The 17,523-nt window shown below is 54.1% G+C and carries 14 protein-coding genes and 1 pseudogene; 6 read left to right on the plus strand and 9 right to left on the minus strand.

Annotation, left to right across the window (positions count from 1 at the left end; genetic code table 11):
• Positions 1–1,260, minus strand: a complete 1,260-nt coding sequence (gene envC, locus NA197_RS11160) for a murein hydrolase activator EnvC (RefSeq protein WP_058814511.1) — start codon at positions 1,258–1,260, stop codon at positions 1–3.
• Positions 1,261–1,293: 33 nt separating this feature from the next.
• Positions 1,294–2,838, minus strand: a complete 1,545-nt coding sequence (gene gpmM / locus NA197_RS11165) for a 2,3-bisphosphoglycerate-independent phosphoglycerate mutase (RefSeq protein WP_064043158.1) — start codon at positions 2,836–2,838, stop codon at positions 1,294–1,296.
• Between the two features lie 247 nt (positions 2,839–3,085).
• On the opposite strand from gpmM, the gene NA197_RS11170 reads away from it, so the two are divergent.
• From NA197_RS11170 to cysE, 5 genes are all read left to right on the plus strand, one after another.
• Positions 3,086–3,517, plus strand: a complete 432-nt coding sequence (locus NA197_RS11170; RefSeq protein ID WP_001156177.1) for a rhodanese-like domain-containing protein — start codon at positions 3,086–3,088, stop codon at positions 3,515–3,517.
• Between the two features lie 86 nt (positions 3,518–3,603).
• On the plus strand, positions 3,604–3,855 hold the full coding sequence (gene grxC, locus NA197_RS11175) for a glutaredoxin 3 (RefSeq protein ID WP_001273795.1): 252 nt from the start codon (positions 3,604–3,606) through the stop codon (positions 3,853–3,855).
• Positions 3,856–3,898: 43 nt separating this feature from the next.
• Complete coding sequence (gene secB, locus NA197_RS11180; protein WP_000003370.1) at positions 3,899–4,366, plus strand: protein-export chaperone SecB; 468 nt, start codon at positions 3,899–3,901, stop codon at positions 4,364–4,366.
• Positions 4,366–5,385, plus strand: a complete 1,020-nt coding sequence (gene gpsA / locus NA197_RS11185) for an NAD(P)H-dependent glycerol-3-phosphate dehydrogenase (protein ID WP_001076596.1) — start codon at positions 4,366–4,368, stop codon at positions 5,383–5,385. The genes secB and gpsA overlap by 1 nt, the downstream gene beginning before the upstream one ends.
• Before the next feature lie 77 nt (positions 5,386–5,462).
• Complete coding sequence (gene cysE / locus NA197_RS11190) at positions 5,463–6,284, plus strand: serine O-acetyltransferase (protein WP_001112113.1); 822 nt, start codon at positions 5,463–5,465, stop codon at positions 6,282–6,284.
• 82 nt (positions 6,285–6,366) lie between these two features.
• On the opposite strand, the gene NA197_RS11195 is transcribed toward cysE, so the two are convergent.
• Complete coding sequence (locus NA197_RS11195) at positions 6,367–7,677, minus strand: MFS transporter (protein WP_001092104.1); 1,311 nt, start codon at positions 7,675–7,677, stop codon at positions 6,367–6,369.
• A 73-nt stretch (positions 7,678–7,750) separates the two neighbouring features.
• A complete protein-coding gene (locus tag NA197_RS11200) occupies positions 7,751–8,947 on the minus strand; it encodes an L-talarate/galactarate dehydratase (RefSeq protein ID WP_001218249.1) in 1,197 nt (398 codons plus the stop codon).
• A gap of 318 nt (positions 8,948–9,265) precedes the next feature.
• On the opposite strand from NA197_RS11200, the gene NA197_RS11205 reads away from it, so the two are divergent.
• The gene (locus NA197_RS11205; RefSeq protein WP_001537635.1) at positions 9,266–10,270 is read left to right on the plus strand and encodes a LacI family DNA-binding transcriptional regulator; all 1,005 of its coding nucleotides are present in this window, start codon (positions 9,266–9,268) and stop codon (positions 10,268–10,270) included.
• Positions 10,271–10,337: 67 nt separating this feature from the next.
• Here NA197_RS11205 and trmL read toward each other — a convergent pair whose 3' ends face one another.
• From trmL to sadA, 5 genes and pseudogenes are all read right to left on the minus strand, one after another.
• A complete protein-coding gene (trmL, locus tag NA197_RS11210; RefSeq protein ID WP_000932335.1) occupies positions 10,338–10,811 on the minus strand; it encodes a tRNA (uridine(34)/cytosine(34)/5-carboxymethylaminomethyluridine(34)-2'-O)-methyltransferase TrmL in 474 nt (157 codons plus the stop codon).
• Positions 10,812–10,875: 64 nt separating this feature from the next.
• Positions 10,876–12,066 (minus strand): FMN-dependent L-lactate dehydrogenase LldD, encoded by a 1,191-nt coding sequence (lldD, locus tag NA197_RS11215; protein WP_064043157.1) that lies wholly within the window; start codon positions 12,064–12,066, stop codon positions 10,876–10,878.
• Positions 12,063–12,839: a transcriptional regulator LldR gene (gene lldR, locus NA197_RS11220; protein WP_000635444.1), complete on the minus strand. Its 777-nt coding sequence runs from the start codon at positions 12,837–12,839 to the stop codon at positions 12,063–12,065. Before lldR ends, lldD begins: the two co-directional genes overlap by 4 nt.
• The gene (gene lldP, locus NA197_RS11225) at positions 12,836–14,491 is read right to left on the minus strand and encodes an L-lactate permease (protein WP_023241119.1); all 1,656 of its coding nucleotides are present in this window, start codon (positions 14,489–14,491) and stop codon (positions 12,836–12,838) included. Before lldP ends, lldR begins: the two co-directional genes overlap by 4 nt.
• 298 nt (positions 14,492–14,789) lie before the next feature.
• Positions 14,790–17,523, minus strand: a pseudogene (gene sadA / locus NA197_RS11230) (trimeric autotransporter adhesin SadA); the annotation flags it as partial.

A 17,523-nucleotide genomic window follows, 5' to 3' on the forward strand; every position in this document is an offset into this window, starting at 1 on the left:
TTATCTTCCCAACCACGGCTGTGGATTGACGGCCTGACCCTGGCGACGAATTTCGAAATAAAGCGAGGGTCTGCCCTGACCGCCGCTACTGCCCACAAGGGCGATAGGTTGTCCGGCGCGCACCTGCGCGCCTACGCTGACCAGCGCGCTCTGATTATAGCCGTAAAGGCTCATATCGCCTTTACCATGCTCCACGACCACCACCAGGCCATAGCCTTGCAGCCAGTCCGCCAGAATCACCCTGCCGTCGGCGATGGCTTTGACCTCGGTGCCTTCCGACGCGCCGATCACCATCCCCTTCCAACGTAGCTCACCCTGCAGCCGTTCGCCATAGCGATGCAATATCGGGCCGCGTACCGGCCAGTATGCCTGACCGCGAGGCGCGCCCAGACCGCCGGTGCGGGACATTAGCGAACGCTCGCTTTCCGTCGGCTTATAGGTGCTGCCTTTACGCGAGGCTTCCTGCTGCTTATCGCGTACCGCCTGCGCTTCGCGGGCTTCACGCTCCGCTCGCGCTTTGGCCGCCGCTTCCGCCCGCGCGATACTGTTGCGTAGGCGTGATTCGTTGGCGCGTAGTTCGCTTAACTGTTGCTGGCCTTGCTGAATAGACGACTCCAGTCCGGCAAGCGTTTTCTTACGTTCATTACGCGCCTGTTCCAGCTTCGCCTGTTGGGCGCGCTGCTCATACAGCAATGTTTGTTGTTGGCTTTGCTTCTCTTCCAGCTCGGCTTTTTGCGTGGCGACCTGTTCGCGAGTCTGTTTCAGTTCGGCGATAGTCTCCTGGCGCGCCTGGTTCAGATAGCCGAAGTAGGCCTGCAGGCGTTGCCCACGCTGGCTCTCTTCTCCGCTAAGAATAAGCTGAATGCCGGTGTGTTCGCCCTGGCGGAAAGCGGCGTCCAACTGCGCGGCAAGATTACGCTCCTGGCTGGCTTTTTGCTGCTCCAGTTTGGCAATTGAGGCGTTCATCTCATCAATTTGCGCGTTTAACTGATCCAGAGTGCTTTGCGTTTCGCGCAGCTTACGCGCTGCGGCCGAGATGGCCTCTTCCTGGGCTTTCAGTTGTGCCAGGAGGCTGGCGCGCTGTTGCTGCTGCTGGCGTACGTCGCGTTCTTTCGCGGCGATATCGGCCTGAATAGATTTGAGTTGATCACGGTCATCCGCGTGGGCGGAAAAGGCGCACAACAATACGCCAGCGCTAAGTACGCTGGCGTAGAACAAAGGCCTGACTGAAAACGTTCTTGGTTTCACGGCCTGTTGAATGGTGTTAATCGCCTTTCCCCTCATGGGGAGGGATTATTCCACGATGAACAGCGGCTTACCAGTCATCTCTTGCGGGATTTCCATCCCCATCAGCGACAGCATGGTAGGCGCAATGTCTGAAAGTTTGCCGCCTTCGACCGCCTTCATGTTTTTCTCGCCGACATAAATCAGCGGCACCGGCAGGTTGGTGTGGGCGGTATGCGCCTGACCGGTCGCCGGATCGCGCATCTGCTCCGCGTTGCCGTGGTCCGCGGTAATCAACAGTTGTCCACCAACGGACTCAACCGCTTTTGTTACCTGTTCAATGCAGTTATCCAACGCTTCCACCGCTTTGATGGCGGCTTCCATCACGCCGGTATGACCGACCATATCGCCGTTTGGATAGTTACAAATGATGGTGTCGTACTTACCGCTTTCGATCGCCGCGACCAATTTTTCAGTCAATTCTGCAGAGCTCATTTCCGGTTGCAGGTCATAAGTGGCCACTTTCGGTGAGTTGATCAGAATGCGCTCTTCGCCAGCAAACGGTTCTTCTACGCCGCCGTTAAAGAAAAAGGTTACGTGCGCATATTTTTCCGTTTCGGAAATACGCAGCTGAGTTTTGTCGTTTTTCGCCATCCATTCGCCAAAGGTATTCGCCAGCGACGCTGGTGGGTAGGCAACGGCAGTTTTGATGTCGGCGGCGTATTCGGTCAGCATCACGAAGTTCAGATTAACCACTTTCTTACGCGCAAAGCCGTCGAAATCAGCATTAACGAAAGCGCGGGTAATTTCGCGCGCGCGGTCAGCGCGGAAGTTCATGAAAATCAGCGTGTCGCCGTCTTCCATCGCCGCATCAGCCTGGCCCTCGGCGCGGATAACGGTCGCTTTGACAAACTCATCGTTTTCATCACGAGCGTAAGCGGCCTGCAGGCCAGCCACAGCGGTATCCGCCTGGAATTCGCCCTGGGCCAGGGTCATCAGATCATACGCTTTTTCCACGCGATCCCAACGGTTGTCGCGGTCCATGGCGTAGTAACGACCGACGATAGACGCCACGCGGCCTTTGCCCAGCGCGGCGAATTTGTCTTCGAATTTTTTCAGCGAGGCTTCAGCGCTGCGCGGCGGCGTGTCGCGACCGTCGAGGAAGGCGTGCAGATAGATTTTTTCTGCGCCGCGCTCTGCGGCCAGCTCCACCATCGCCATAATGTGATCTTCGTGGCTGTGGACGCCGCCCGCGGACAGCAGACCCATAATATGAACCGCTTTACCGGCGTTTTTCGCCTGGTCTACCGCATTGGTCAGGACTGAGTTAGCAAAGAAAGTACGTTCTTTAATTTCAACGTCCAGACGCGTCAGGTCCTGATAAACGATGCGACCTGCGCCCAGGTTAACGTGGCCCACTTCGGAGTTGCCCATCTGGCGGTCAGGCAGACCCACTTCCAGACCGGATGCGTCGATCAGGGTATGCGGACGTTTTGCCCACAGAGCATCCATCACCGGGGTTTTGGCGTTTAAGATAGCGTTATCCTGCTGTTCTTCACGGTAGCCGTAGCCATCCAGAATCACCAGTACCATAGGTTTTTTAGAAACCGACATTGCGACAACCTCATACTCAATAGACAAAATAATTGCGTAATTTTACTACAGCTGAATCGATAAAATAGCCTCAGAAGATCAAAGAAAGGGATCGCGCTGGCGTGAGAAGGCAAGTAATAGCGTGATTTTTTTTCGTAGCGCCCCGCAAAAATGCATTCCAGTGCACGCTCTGGCTGTATTTGCGCCACTGCACAGGTATACTCCTTTCCTGGTTTTTTAATCACTACGTCGGGAGTTGTTACCCCCCATGCAAGAAATTATGCAATTTGTTGGCCGTCATCCCATACTGAGTATCGCCTGGATTGCGTTACTGGTGGCGGTTTTATTTACCACGTTCAAAGGTCTGACTTCAAAAGTTAAGGTGATTACACGCGGCGAAGCCACGCGCCTTATCAACAAAGAGGACGCCGTTGTTGTGGATTTACGTCAACGTGACGATTTCCGTAAAGGCCATATCGCTGGCGCGACCAATTTGCTGCCGAGCGACATCAAAGCCAACAATGTTGGCGAACTGGAAAAGCACAAAGACAAGCCGATTATCGTGGTCGACGGTTCTGGTATGCAGTGCCAGGAATCCGCTAACGCGCTGACAAAAGCCGGCTTTGAAAAGGTCTTTGTGTTGAAAGAAGGCGTAGCAGGCTGGAGCGGCGAGAATCTGCCTCTGGTGCGCGGTAAGTGATTACCCGTCGTTTTCATGGCGCAAGGGGAATGACTTGCCTTTGCGTCGACATGAAATCCATCGGGTAAAAAAACAGGAGCGAAGTCATGGCCAATATTGAAATCTACACCAAAGCAACCTGCCCGTTTTGCCATCGTGCAAAGGCGCTGTTAAACAGCAAGGGCGTGAGTTTCCAGGAAATTGCGATTGACGGCGACGCCGTGAAGCGTGAAGAGATGATCAAACGTAGTGGCCGAACGACGGTTCCGCAAATTTTTATTGATGCACAGCACATTGGCGGTTGTGACGACTTGTATGCGCTGGATGCGCGTGGTGGACTGGATCCGCTGTTGCGTTAAGGCGTACTCAAGTATTTAAGGACAACACTAAAGGGTTTTACACATGTCAGAACAAAATAACACTGAAATGGCTTTCCAGATCCAACGTATCTATACCAAGGATGTTTCTTTCGAAGCGCCAAACGCACCGCATGTTTTCCAGAAAGATTGGCAGCCAGAGGTTAAACTGGATCTTGATACGGCATCTTCCCAACTGGCGGATGACGTTTATGAAGTTGTGCTGCGTGTTACCGTAACGGCTTCCCTGGGGGAAGAAACCGCGTTCCTGTGCGAAGTTCAGCAGGCCGGTATTTTCTCCATCAGCGGTATTGAAGGTACTCAGATGGCGCATTGCCTGGGCGCATACTGCCCGAACATTCTGTTCCCGTATGCTCGCGAGTGCATCACCAGCCTGGTTTCACGCGGTACGTTCCCGCAACTGAACCTTGCGCCGGTCAACTTTGATGCGCTGTTCATGAACTATTTGCAGCAGCAGGCTGGCGAAGGTACTGAAGAACATCAGGATGCCTGATGAACCAAAGTAATGCGTCAATGACAGTCATCGGTGCCGGCTCGTACGGCACCGCTCTCGCCATCACTCTGGCGAGAAACGGCCACCAGGTTGTCCTGTGGGGCCACGACCCAAAACATATCGCGACCCTGGAGCACGATCGCTGCAACGTCGCGTTCCTTCCCGATGTGCCTTTTCCCGATACGTTACACCTGGAAAGCGACTTAGCAACCGCGCTGGCGGCCAGTCGTAACATTCTGGTGGTGGTGCCAAGCCATGTTTTCAGCGACGTGCTGCGGCAGATTAAACCGCTGATGCGTCCGGATGCGCGTCTGGTATGGGCGACCAAAGGCCTGGAAGCGGAAACGGGGCGCCTGTTGCAGGATGTCGCTCGCGAGGCGTTAGGCGATCAAATCCCGCTGGCGGTGATTTCCGGTCCGACGTTCGCTAAAGAGCTGGCGGCGGGTTTGCCGACGGCAATCTCGCTGGCCTCAACCGATGAGACCTTTGCCGACGATCTCCAGCAACTGTTGCACTGCGGAAAAAGTTTTCGCGTCTATATCAATGCGGATTTTATCGGCGTGCAGCTTGGCGGCGCGGTGAAAAACGTGATTGCGATTGGCGCGGGGATGTCTGACGGCATCGGCTTCGGCGCGAACGCCCGCACGGCGCTAATCACGCGTGGACTGACCGAAATGTCGCGGCTTGGCGCAGCGCTTGGCGCCGATCCCGCCACCTTTATGGGGATGGCGGGTTTAGGCGATCTGGTGCTGACCTGTACCGACAACCAGTCGCGCAACCGTCGTTTTGGCATGATGCTTGGCCAGGGCATGGACGTTAAAGGCGCGCAGGATAAGATTGGCCAGGTGGTCGAAGGCTATCGCAATACGAAAGAAGTTCGTGAATTGGCGCACCGTTTTGGTGTTGAAATGCCAATAACCGAGGAAATTTATCAAGTATTGTATTGCGGAAAAAACGCGCGCGAGGCAGCATTAACGTTATTAGGTCGCGCCCGCAAGGAAGAGCTGAGTCGCCACTAGCCGTAAGGAACTGTTTGCATAAACGACCCAACCCGCACAGAACGGGTTGGTCGTTTTCTGCCCGTCTGGAGTAAGCCATGCCGTGTGAAGAACTGGAAATCGTCTGGAAGAATATTAAAGCTGAAGCCCGCGCTTTAGCTGACTGTGAGCCTATGTTGGCCAGTTTTTATCACGCCACGCTACTCAAGCATGAAAATCTGGGCAGTGCGCTGAGCTATATGCTGGCAAATAAACTGGCTTCGCCCATCATGCCCGCTATCGCTATCCGTGAAGTAGTTGAAGAAGCCTATGCCGCCGACCCGGAAATGATCGCGTCGGCAGCCTGCGATATTCAGGCCGTGCGCACTCGCGATCCGGCGGTGGATAAATACTCCACGCCGCTGTTATATCTGAAAGGCTTTCATGCGCTACAGGCCTACCGCATTGGTCACTGGTTGTGGAATAAAGGTCGCCGCGCGCTGGCTATCTTCCTGCAAAATCAGGTTTCGGTCTCGTTTCAGGTGGATATTCACCCGGCAGCGAAAATTGGCCGCGGGATTATGCTCGACCATGCCACCGGTATTGTGGTGGGGGAGACGGCGGTTATTGAAGATGATGTGTCGATCCTGCAATCCGTCACCCTGGGCGGTACCGGGAAAACGAGCGGCGATCGTCATCCTAAAATCCGCGAAGGCGTGATGATTGGCGCGGGCGCGAAAATTCTCGGCAATATCGAGGTGGGGCGCGGCGCGAAAATTGGCGCAGGTTCCGTCGTTTTACAGCCTGTCCCGCCGCACACTACCGCCGCAGGCGTTCCGGCGCGTATTGTCGGCAAGCCGGGCAGCGATAAGCCGTCGATGGATATGGACCAGCATTTCAACGGGATACACCATACGTTTGAGTATGGCGACGGCATCTGAATTGCGCGGTACAACTAAAAAACGCTGTTCCGATGGAGTGCAATCCCGGAACAGCGGAGCGAAGAATTCGCAATGTGGACAATCAGGCTGCGGATGATGTCAGCGTGATGCGATCCAGCGGGCCGACGATAAACAGATATGAAATGAGACCAATAAGTCCCATCGAGCCAACGTATAAAATGGCAAAGTCGAACGACTGAGTATTGGCAAGAATCACGCCGATGACCAGTGGCGTAACGATGCTTGCCATATTGCCGCACATGTTAAATACGCCGCCGGCAATACCCAGAACTTCCTTCGGCGAGGTGTCGCTGAGTACGCACCAGCCCAGGTTACCAAACCCTTTGGCAAAAAAGGCCAGACTCATCGCCGCAATGACCACAAATTCTGAAGAGGTGTAGTTGGCGATCACAATTACGCAAGAGAGCAACATACCGCAGATAACAGGCAGTTTCCGCGCGACGGTAAGGCTATAGCCGCGTTTGAGTAGCCAGTCGGAGAACACGCCGCCGAGCAGGCCGCCAATAAAACCGGCAATGGCTGGAATACTGGCCACAAAACCGACTTTCAGAATCGACATGCCTTTCGCCTGGTACAGGTAGGTCGGGAACCAGGTCAGGAAGAACCAGGTGATAGAGGTGACGCAGAATTGCCCGATGTAAACACCGATCATCATCCGGTTAACACAGACGGTTTTAATCTGCGCGAACGTTATTTTCTGCGGCTCCTTTTTACAGCCCAGAGAGGGCTCGCCACCACCGCTACGAATATAGTCAATTTCCGCTTGATTAACTTTTGGGTGGTGCATCGGATCTTTGACTTTCATTAACCAGAATATACCGAGCATCACGCCAATAGCGCCAATATAATAGAAGACAAAATGCCAGCTTAAATTATGCAGAATGATCGTCATTAGCGGGGTGATAATGCCCAGCGAGATATATTGCGCAGCCTGATAAACTGAAGTAACGAAACCTCGTTCATTATTGGGAAACCATTGTACGCTTAAACGACTGTTCGCCGGAAAGGCAGGCGCTTCAATCGCGCCCATCAGCAGACGTAGAATAACCAGTACAATTAATGGGCTGCCATACAGATAGATCGTTCCCTGAAACATGGTTACTAACGACCAGCCAATCAATGCGCAACCGTAAACCAGTCGTGAACCGTAGCGGTCTAATAGCCAACCGCCGGGTAGTTGCATAATGACATAGGCAATACCAAATGAGGAGAAGGCCAGGCCCATCGCTTCCGGATCAAAACCTAATTCTTTACTCATTATTGGGGCAACTACGGATAGAGTTGCGCGATCCGCATAATTAAATACGGTAGCAAGAAATAAAAATATAAGAATGGTATGACGCACTTTTGTGCGCTTTATTATTGTGTTCATTATCTACTCCTCAGATAAGGGCAGAATGCATCCTGTAAGGTAAGAGAGGCGGGACGGATTCCCGCCAGTCGGGTTAAGGGCGTTTGCCAAATTCACATGTTAATTGTGTCCAGCGGCGCGCTTGTTCACTGAGCGTGAAACCCAGACCATGACGATCGGAAATCCACATGCGGCCATCGCGCAGCTCAAGTTGCTCGTTGAATAATGGGTTCAGCCACTCGAAATGTTCCAGCCACGGCTCCAGGGGATACGCTGCGGAAAGGTGCAGGTGTACTTCCATCGCAAAGTGCGGCGCCAGCTTACGCCCGTGTTTCGCCGCCAGATCCATAATCTTCAGGAACGGAGAGATACCGCCGACACGCGGCGCATCTGGCTGAACGAAATCGCTGGCATTGCCCAGAATCAACTGCTCGTGTTCCCGGAAACTGGTCAGCATTTCCCCGGTGGCGATAGGCGTATCCAGCGCGGCAGCAAGCTGGGCGTGGCCTTCGATGTCGTAAGCATCTAATGGTTCTTCAATCCAGATAAGATTGAACTGTTCCATTTTACGCCCCATGCGGATAGCCGTTTCGCGATCCCACTGCTGGTTAGCGTCAACCATTAACGGGAACTCATCCCCAAGCGCTTCACGTACTGCGGTTAAGCGGCGAATATCCTCAGCGCAGTTGGGTTGTCCGACTTTCAACTTAATACCGCCAATGCCATTTTCGCGGGAAATCACCACATTTTTTAGCACTTGATCGAGCGGTGTATGCAAGAACCCCCCTGAGGTGTTGTAACACTGAACGGAGTCGCGGTGCGCGCCCAACAGTTTTGCCAGTGGCAGACCGGCACGTTTAGCCTTCATATCCCATAAGGCGATATCGATAGGGGAGATAGCCTGTACCGCCATCCCGCTACGCCCCACCGAGGCTCCGGCCCACAGCAGCTTGGTGTATATTTTGTCGATATCATTGGGGTCTTCGCCCAGTAGATTGTCGGCTATCTCTTTGGCGTGAGCATAAATACCCTGGCCGCCAGCACGTTTGGAGTAGCTAAAACCAACGCCTTCAAAGCCATCGCGACTGCGGATTTCGGCAATGATGATTGCCACTTCGGTCAAAGGTTTCTGGCGACCGGTCAGTACCTTCGCGTCACTCACTGGCGTCGCCAGCGGTAGAAAAGCCAGTGATAGCTTCACCCATTCGATACGATCGCCGGTTTCTGCCGCAGTTCTGGTATTCGCCGCTTTTGCATACGTTACGGCGTCGGAATTCGCGCTTAAAGCCATTTTTTTTCTCCTGATAATCACAAAATGATTGCGCTAACATTTTTATTATTAAGCGAACACAGGATCCAGAAAGTTGATGTTGATTTGAATATTTGATCACATATGTCGTATAAAAAGCAGGATTTATTGCAAAATGGATCACGATCCAAAAATATCTGGGGAAATGCATAATACAAAATGATGGCGCTATCATTTTGTAATGACTGAGCTTGATAAGCTACTGTATTTACGGCCTTTCCTGATGCGAAGCTGGCAATAGCCGCAGGCATGATGAATAATGCGCGGATAAATCAGCCAATCTTTGCAGGGGCATCAGACGTGAAGAGAACCAAATCACCTCGTGCGCCGACGCTGGAAGATGTAGCACGTAGCGCCGGGCTGTCTCCGATGACAGTCAGCCGGGCATTGAATTCGCCACAACTGGTTCGCCCCAAAACGGTTGAGAAAGTCATGCAGGCGGTTCGCGTCACAGGCTACATACCCAACGCGTTAGCCGGTGGTCTGGCGTCGCGACGGAGTAAATTAATCGCTGTCGTCGTGCCGCAAATTAACAACAACATGTTTGTCGATACCATCCAGTCGCTGAGCGATGAACTGGCCCGACGCGGATATCACATATTGCTGTGCGTGGCGGGATATACCGAACAAACGGAAGCGGAGTTGGTGGCGACACTGCTTTCCCGCCGCCCCGATGGCGTGGTGCTTACCGGGATCCATCACACGATAGAACTGAAAAAGGTCATCCTGAACGCGGCTATTCCGGTGGTGGAAATTTGGGACTTAACGCCCACGCCGCTTGATATGCTGGTCGGTTTTTCCCATGAAAAAGTCGGGCAGGCGACGGGGGAGTATCTTCTGAGTAAGGGCTATCGTCGTCCCGGCTTGTTGTGGACCGCCGATCGCCGAGCCGCGCAACGTAAGCAGGGGTTATGTAGTGTTCTTCAACGCCACGCTATTCATGCCGTACCGCAGGTGGATGTCCCCCTTCCGGCATCGCTTTCGCTGGGGCGTAGCGGTTTAAGCCAGCTTTTTGACGAAGGGACGTTTGATGTCATTGTTTGCAGTTCTGATACCCTGGCACAGGGGGCGATGATGGAGGCGGAAAGCCGTGGTTTGCGCATCCCGCATGATTTAGCGGTTATTGGTTTTGGCGATCTTGATTTTGCCGCCAGCAATCGACCGTCAATTACTACCGTAAGCGTTGACAGACGCGCCATTGGCCAGCGCGCCGCTACGCTGTTGGCCGATCGTATTGAACAGAAACCGTGCGCAGAAGCTATTGTGGATATTGGCTTTCATTTGATTGAGCGAGAGTCCGCATAAACGGGAACATGCCATCGGGATCGGCCAGGCCGGATCAGGCGTTAGCCGCCATCCGGCATTGAATATATTACGACCGCAATACCGCGCCGGGGTATCCTAACTGGCGCCACGCTTCATACACCACCACCGACACCGCATTCGACAGGTTCATGCTACGGCTATCCGGCATCATCGGAATGCGAATCTTCTGCTCTTTAGGCAACGCATCGAGAATGCTGGCGGGCAGGCCGCGCGTTTCCGGGCCAAACATCAAATAATCGCCATCCTGATAGCTTACGGCGCTATGGGCGGGCGTGCCCTTTGTCGTCAATGCAAACAGGCGCTGTGGATTTTCGGCGGCGACAAAGGCGGCATAATCGTGATGGCGCTGAACCGCGGCGAATTCGTGATAGTCCAGCCCTGCGCGGCGTAAGCGCTTATCATCCCAGGTAAACCCCATCGGTTCGATGATGTGCAGACGAAAGCCGGTATTGGCGCAAAGACGGATGATGTTGCCGGTATTCGGCGGGATTTCTGGTTCGAAGAGTACGATGTTAAGCATGATGCCCCCTTAAATGCGGGGGGCAGAATAGCAGAAATTTACCGGGCTCTCACGCGCCAGGCGTTCAGGCGGCATCGCCTTTGCTCATTGGCGCCAGCGCGGCGGGCAAACTTTTCCCCAGTTCCCGCACCAGTGAATCGCCACTGATTTCGCTAATGGATTTCGCGCCGGTCAGGGTCATGGCGACTTTCATCTCTTTCTCAATCAGGTCCAGCAGGTTGGCGACACCCGCTTTTCCTGCCGTCGCCAGCGCGTAGAGATAGGCCCGACCCAGCAGTACGGTATCGGCCCCCAACGCAATCATACGCACGACATCCAGCCCGTTACGAATCCCGCTATCCGCCAGAATGGCGATATCGCCTTTCACCGCATCGGCAATGGCGGGCAGGGCGCGGGCGGAAGAGAGCACGCCATCGAGCTGGCGGCCGCCGTGATTCGACACCACGATACCGTCAGCGCCGAAGCGTACCGCATCGCGGGCATCTTCTGGATCGAGGATCCCTTTGATCACCATTGGGCCGTCCCAGAATTCGCGTATCCACTCCAGATCTTTCCAGGAAATGGACGGATCGAAGTTATTTGCCAGCCAGCCGATATAGTCCTCAAGGCCGGTCGGTTTACCCAGATAGGCGGAAATATTGCCTAAATCATGCGGGCGACCGTTCAGGCCGACATCCCACGCCCATTTAGGGTGCATCACCGCCTGCCAGTAACGGCGCATAGCCGCGTTTGGGCCGCTCATCCCGGAGTGGGCGTCACGGTAGCGCGCGCCTGGCGTTGGCATATCCACGGTAAAGACCAGCGTGGAGCAGCCCGCCGCTTTCGCACGTTCAAGCGCGTTGCGCATAAAGCCCCGGTCACGCAGCACATAAAGCTGGAACCACATCGGGCGCTGAATGGTTGGTGCAACTTCTTCAATCGGACAGACGGAGACGGTGGAAAGGGTGAACGGAATGCCCTTTGCGTCTGCGGCGGCGGCGGCCTGTACTTCGCCGCGACGGGCGTACATGCCGCACAGACCTACCGGCGCTAATGCCACCGGCATCGACAACGTTTCGTTAAACAGGGTCGTTTCCAGGCTTAAATCGGACATATTTTTCAGCACGCGCTGGCGCAGAGCGACTTGCGACAGGTCTTCCACATTTCGGCGCAGGGTATATTCCGCATACGCGCCGCCGTCGATGTAGTGGAAGAGGAAAGGAGGCAACGTGCGCTGAGCTGCGGCGCGATAATCGCTGGCTGCTGAAATAATCATGATTTATTCTCCCTGGTCATCTCATTATGGTCGCCGGGCAGGCGGGTAATACGCGCCTGGCGGGCCTGGTCTTCATCAAATCGTTTAATCGTGGTGTGGACAAAACTGAGGTGCGCCATCATCGCTTTACGCGCGCCCTCGGCGTTACCGTCCAGAATGGCATCCATCACCGCCTGGTGTTGTTCCGTCAGCTTTGAGAATACGGGCGGAACGAGATACATACGCTGGCGACTCTGTTTGACGGAGGATTGCAGGACGTCGAAGAAACCGCGCATGGTTTGCAACAGCACCACATTGTGCGAGGCTTCCGCGATCGCCAGATGAAAGCGCACGTCGGCCTGGGAGGCGAGATCCGGGTCTTCGCTGAGCGTCGCATCAAAGCAGAGTCTGATTTTCTCTTTGTCGGCGGCGGTGGCACGCATGGCGGCGTGCCAGGCCGTACTGGCTTCAATGGCGTGGCGGGCTTCCAGAATGTCGAAACTGTAGTCCGGATCGTTCGCCATCAGCATTTTCAGCGGTTGCACGATATTCTGTTCAGACCAGGTTTCGTGCTGCCAGCGGACAAATGTCCCGCCGCCGCGACGGCTCACCAGCACGCCTTCGCTGACCAGCTTCGCCAGCGCTTCGCGTAAAGAGTTGCGTGATACGCCAAGCTGTAGAGCCAACTGGCGCTCGGCGGGCAATTTCATGCCCGCTTCCAGGTTTTGTTCTTCAATCAGTGCCCGCACGCGAGAGGCAATCTCGTCTGACAGGCGTTTTGGTATCACAATCACGGAATCATCCAGGTTAAAACATAGGCCTGAAGCGTAGTGATCACGCCCACCATACAGGTGAAGATCAGGCTGTGTTTGACGGTAAAACGGAACAGATCGGACTCTTTCCCTACCAGTCCCACCGCCGCGCAGGCGATGGCGATAGACTGCGGCGAGATCATCTTCCCGGTTACGCCTCCAGTGGTATTCGCCGCCACCATCAGCACATCAGAGACGCCGATTTGCTGCGCTGCGGTAGCCTGTAGAGAGGCAAACAGCGCGTTAGATGAGGTATCCGAGCCGGTCAGAAATACCCCCAGCCAGCCGAGGAACGGTGAGAAGAACGTGAAGGCGCTGCCGGTGTGCGCCAGCGCCAACGCCAGCGTGGAAGAAAGCCCGGAATAGTTCGAGATAAACGCGAACGCCAGCACCATACCGATGGAGTAAATCGGCAACGCCAGCTCTTTCAGCGTGCTGCCAAAGGTCTGGATTGCGGCTGAGGGTTTCATTTTCAGCCAGACGATAGACAACAGCGCGGCAAACAGGATTGCAGTGCCGGTGGCGGAGAACCAGTCAAATTTATACACCGCAGCGTAAGCAGTCGCTTCGTGTACGACCGGCGGCATACGGGCGACCAGTTTATCGAGATACGGTACCGGAACGTTAATTACCCAGTCATACAGCGCGCCGCCGGGGGCAAACAGCGCTTTGAACGGCGGTATGCTCCAGAGAGTGACCGTGGCGGTCAGGAACAGGAACGGCGACCAGGCACGAACAATTTGCCCTGTCGTATAGTGGGTGCGGGCCAGCGTCTGATCGACCTGCGACGCGCCCATATCGCCGAAGCGGAAGATGCGCACCGGCTGCCAACGTTTGAGGAACAGCGTCAGGCACACCAGAGATACCAGCGAAGAGATAATGTCCGGCAGTTCCGGCCCGATAAAGTTGGAGCTGAGATACTGGGCGATAGCAAACGAGCCGCCAGCGACCATCACCGCAGGCCAGGTTTCTTTCACGCCGCGCCAGCCATCCATAATAGCCATAATCCAGAACAGCACGATAATCGTCAGGAACGGCAACTGACGACCGACCATCTGGCCAATCTCAAAGCTGTCCAGTCCGGTAACCTGACCGGCAACCAGAATCGGAATACCCATCGCGCCAAAGGCGACTGGCGCGGTGTTTACAATCAGGCACAGCCCTGCCGCATACAGCGGATTAAAGCCCAGACCCACCAGCAGCGCGGCGGTTATCGCCACCGGCGCGCCGAAACCCGCCGCGCCTTCAAGGAACGCGCCGAAGCAGAAGCCGACAATCAGCATTTGCAGACGTTGATCGGGGGTAATCGACAGAATTGACGAGCGAATAATGTCGAATTGCCCGGTCTTTACCGAAATTTTATAGACGAAGACCGCGGCGATGATTATCCAGGCAATCGGCCATAGCCCGTAGAAGAAGCCATACACGACCGATGCCAGCGCGTGATCGACCGGCATTTTATAGAACAGCAGCGCGACGGCGAGCGCGATAACCACCGTCCACGAAGCGGCAACGTAGCCTTTCAGCTTGAGTTTAATCAGGGCGAAAAAGAAGAACAGGATTGGGAGCGATGCGATCAGGCTGGAAAGCCAGATATTACCCGCCGGGTCATAGTTTTGTTGCCAGAGGTTCATTGCAGGTCTCCTGAGAACCACACGCATAATGGGATGAATCTTTGCTCATCTCGTTGAAGTCACATTATGTGTAAAAGTGGTCCTGCCAATATTGTTGTGTATGGATAATGACAACAAATAGTTAACCAGATGTTATTTATTGGCAACGGTATTGTAGAGTTAATTTAGTGAAATGTGAGTAGGCTGTGGTAACGGGCTAAAATTGGTAGGGCCAATTGAGAGGAGAGGACCACAAAGGGAAGTGAAAAGGCAATGGCATTATGCCATTGCCTTTGATGTCGGGAGTGTTGTTACTTCATTACCACTGGAAGCCCGCGCCAATGGCCGCAGAGTAATCGCCCTGGCTGTTGCTGGTTCCTTGCAATTTATACACCCAGCCCCCGCTTTCACTTACCATGGAGACACCAATGGCGACGGCACTTTCACCATTAAACGTACCGCCAGCAATCGAGGTCATGTTGGCGCCCGGGGCGTAGGCTTGTGGCAGACCGGCCATCGCCATCGCTGAAGCGATACCGCCGCTCATCTTGTTTTCTACGCCTTTGATTTTGCTGTTCATTTCACCCATTTTCTGGTCGGTATAGGTGTTTGCTTCTTCGACGCTGCGTTTCAATTGCGCATAATTAACCGCATCCGTATCATTCACCGCCGCTGAAACATTGCCGATCCGAGTGGTACCGCCACTCCCGTCTCCCAGGTTGAGCACGCTATAGTTAACCGAGCCATCTGCATTGGTTTCATAACGCACGGAGCCTGCTTCTGAGGCTTTCAGTTGCGCCACATTAACCGCGTCAGTGTTGTTCACCCCTGCGGCAACGTTGGTAATACGGCGTTGTTGAGTAGAAGAGCCGACAGACACAGTATTAGCTTCATCTGCGACGGAATTTGTGCCTAACGCCACGCTGTTTTCAGCGGCAGCAATAGAGCCAGAGCCAATCGCGACGCTGTCCGCACCCTGGGCATTTGCATCTGCGCCATCGGTGTTGGTCTTGAAGTACTTGGTGCTACCGGTAGTGACGATATCGCCAATGCCGTTTTCGATATTGGTGACGCGGGTATCCAGATTCGATACCTGAGTATTCAGGTTAGTAATGCTCTGGGTATTCCTGGAAACCTGCGCGTCCGTTACTTTCAATTGACTCACGTTAACGGCATCGGTATCTGCCGAACCCGCCGCGACGTTAGTGATCTGACGTTGACCGTCTTCACTGCCGACAGAGAACTCACCGACAGAGTTCTGCGGTGTGTCCATGTTGTAGGCGGTGTAGTCAGTCTGTGCGCCGCGAGTGGTCTGAGAACCATTACCCATTGCAATACTGTTTGCATGGTTGGCGCGTGCGTTAGAACCGATAGCAATCCCGTTGATGGCATCAGCCATCACCAGTGTATTCAGACCAATACCAATACCTGCATCAGCATTGACGATAGTCTTCGCACCCATTGCCAGTGAGTCAGTTCCGACAGCCAGTGAATCTTCTTCCGTTGAGTTTGCGTGGTAGTACTTGGTCGGTGTAGTAGTGACCGCACCAATGGCATTTTGTAACTGACGAACTGTTACCGCATCTTGCGCTTCAGAGCCGTCAGCAACGTTGGTAATTTGACGATAGCTTTCTCCATCCGTCCCCAATGACAACGCGCCCAGCAACTCTCTGTCTGTTGTATTGTAGCCAATCACCACGCCATCGCTTGTTGCGCTCGTTTCTCGTATAGCGGTTGTAATAGCGCGGTTAGAGGTGGAGCCACTGCCCAAAGCGATACTGCCATCAATGCTGCTGCTGCTGTTTTGGCCAAGAGCCAGACTGCCAGCGCCAGAGGCGACGGCGTCGTAACCTACTGCCGTTGCGCCGTTACCCGTTGCGTATGCATCCTGGCCTTCAAGCCCGTTATCATTCGTACGGATGTATTTCACGCCGGTACCATTTTCCGTGATATAGGTTTCGCTGGTATCGCCGGCTAGTTGGCTAATAGATTCACTATACTGAGAAATCAGCATGTTAGTTTCATAGAGCTGAGAGCCATTAACAGCGTCAGTACTGTCACTGGCGATTTCACCTGCTGCTACATTGGTTATCTTATTGGTACCGCTGGTACCGTGGCTGGCGCTGAACGCGCCTTCTTCGTCATCCCAGCTCAGTGCATCGGTACCAAGGTTGGTGATGGACGTATTGATATCCGCGATAGCAGAGGTGTTTTGATCCACCTTCTGGTTGGTTTCATACAACTGTGATCCGTTTACCGCGTCTGTACTGTCCTCAGAAAGCGCCCCGGCGGCGACATTGGTTATTTTACTGGTGCTTCCACCGTGGTTTGCGCTGAAAGCGCCGGTGTCTTCGTCCCATAACAGAGCGTTATCAGTGAGGCCGGTAATGGACGTATTAATGTCGGAGACAGAAGTATTCAGGTTCTCAATCGCGGTGCTGTTCTGAGTGATGTTGGTGGTATTGGCGGCGATATCGGTCGTGTTCTGATCCACTTTTTCATTGGTTTCGAACAACTGCGATCCGTTAACCGCGTCGGTACTTTCTTCAGACAGCTCTCCGGCAGCAACGTTGGTGATTTTGTTTGTCGTACTACTTCCGTGGCTGGCAGAGAACGAACCCGTTGTTTCATTCCAGCTCAGGTTGTCAGAGCTAAGATTGGTGATGGACATATTAATATCTGCGATAGCAGAGGTGTTTTGATCCACCTTCTGGTTGGTTTCATACAACTGAGAGCCGTTCACCGCGTCTGTACTGTCTTCAGAAAGGTCCCCGGCGGCGACATTGATGATTTTACTGGCGCTTCCGTTGCGGTTAGCGTTGAATGCGCTAGTGTCAACATCCCACAACAGGGCATCGTCAGTGAGCGTGGTGACGGAATTGCTCAGGTTGTTGATGCTGGTGGTGTTGGTGGCAATATCAGTGGTGTTCTGATTAATGCTGGTTGTATTGGCAGCGATATCAGTGGCGTTCTGAGACACATTTTCGTTGGTGGCAAACAGCTGGGAGCCGTTAACGGCATCGGTGCTGTCCGCAGCCAGGGTACCCGCCGCC

It is taken from the genome of Salmonella sp. NW884, assembly GCF_051700745.1.
GTDB lineage: Bacteria > Pseudomonadota > Gammaproteobacteria > Enterobacterales > Enterobacteriaceae > Salmonella > Salmonella enterica.